General features: G+C 66.7%; 2 protein-coding genes. One reads left to right on the plus strand and one right to left on the minus strand.

What is annotated here, in order from left to right:
- Nucleotides 1-34: 34 nt before the first annotated feature.
- Complete coding sequence (locus AB0J09_RS64105) at nt 35-1,204, minus strand: IS630 family transposase (RefSeq protein WP_360714230.1); 1,170 nt, start codon at nt 1,202-1,204, stop codon at nt 35-37.
- A 132-nt stretch (nt 1,205-1,336) separates the two neighbouring features.
- Between AB0J09_RS64105 and AB0J09_RS64110 the strand changes: the two genes are divergently transcribed.
- Complete coding sequence (locus AB0J09_RS64110) at nt 1,337-1,651, plus strand: hypothetical protein (protein WP_358204666.1); 315 nt, start codon at nt 1,337-1,339, stop codon at nt 1,649-1,651.
- The last annotated feature ends 51 nt before the right edge of the window (nt 1,652-1,702 follow it).

Below are 1,702 nucleotides of genomic sequence, written 5' to 3' on the forward strand. Positions count from 1 at the left end.
GGCTAAGTGGTCATCTGCGTAAATCTCTCGGGGGTTACGCGGCTGCGTCGAGTACGGCAGGCTGATGGTCGCAGCCGGCGGGCTGCTGGGAGTTCGACTCTTTCTGTTCGTGTCGCTCGATCCGGGCCAGCAGGTCCTCGAGATCGGCCGGGGTGAACTTCCATCTGAAGGGCCGGGCGGTCTCGTTGTAACGACGCTCGAAGGCGATCAGCCGGTCTTCGACCTGGTCAAGGCTGGTGAAGTCGTTGGGTGTGACGACCTTGCGCTGCACGATGGAGAAAAAGATCTCCACTTGATTCAGCCAGGACGCGTGCACGGGAGTGTGCACCATCACCGCGTTAGGAAACCGCGCGGTGAGCCGGTCGGCGGCGGCCTTGCCGCGATGGGAGGAGCCGTTGTCGACGATCCAGAACACCCGTTTGGCCGAGGCGTAGGGCTGCTGGGTCATGACCTGTTCGACCAGGTCCATGAACGGGACGATGCCGGTCTTGGGCGAGCAGCGGCCGAAGACGTGGGCGCGGTGGGCGTCGTAGGCGGCCAGGTAGGCCAGCGCGCCGCCGCGGTCGTAGTCGTGGTTGAGGCGCATCATCCGCGATCTGCCGGGCGGCAGCGTGGGGTGGCAGCGGCAGCGGGCCTGGATGGAGGTCTTCTCATCGGCGCTGATGACATACTCGTCGTCGCCGAGCGGGACGCCGTCCCAGGTGCGGGCGTACAACTCCAGCACGCGGGCGGCCTTGACGGCGAAGGCCGGGTCACGGATGAAGATCCACGACCGGTGTTGCCAGGGCTTGAGTGTGTCCTCGGCCAGGATCCGGCGCACCGTGGAGGCCGAGATCGTCGCTGTCAGGCCGCGGGCGACGGCTTCGCGGGCCAGTTCGCTACTGCTCCACCGCGACAGCGGAGTCCCGGTCTTGGCCGGTAACTGGCAGGCCAGTGCCGTGATCTGAGCCCGCTGGAGCGCAGTGATACGCGGCGGGCGTCCCGGCCGGTGCCGGTCGGTCAGGCTTTCCATGCCTTGCTCGCTGTCGTAGCGGCCCCGCCACAGGCGGACCGTGTCCACGCTCACCCCGTGCCGGCGCGCGATGGCGTTGTTGGAGTGGCCGTGGGCGGCATCCAGCACGATCCTGACGCGGATCACCAGCTGATACGGGGCCGAATGGGAGTGGGCGAGCTGCTTGAGCCGCCGCCGTTCGGTGGCGGTCAAGATGATCTGACGGGCGCGGCAGCGGGGCACTCGGGGGCTTTCTGCGAGAGATCCACATGGTGACCCGCCGACCTTGCCCGATCATGATCAGCTTGTGGTGATCTGACACGCCGAGCGGGCAGGATAGCCCTCGTGCCGACGATCCCCGCCTCCACCAAGACGTCCCTGGCGCAGCGGCTGTGGCTGCATGCCAAGGAGAACTGGCCGCAGCTGAGCAGAGTGGATGTCCGCTATCACGGCCAGTTCGCCTACGTCGAAGGTGAACTGGCCGACAGCGCCCGGCTGCCGTTGATGCGGCTGCGCTACAGCGGCTCGGCTCACTACTGGGGACTGGCGATCCATACCCCCAGCAACGGCAAGTACCAACCCACCCCCTGGTTCATCGGCACCCCACAGGAAGCCCTCGACCTGGCCTGCGACCTCTACGTGACCCCCCTCACGGACTGACCACACCAGATCCGAAAGTCAACCCCCGAGAGACTTCCAGGCAAGGCCACT

The organism is Nonomuraea sp. NPDC049784 (assembly GCF_040659615.1).
GTDB lineage: Bacteria > Actinomycetota > Actinomycetes > Streptosporangiales > Streptosporangiaceae > Nonomuraea.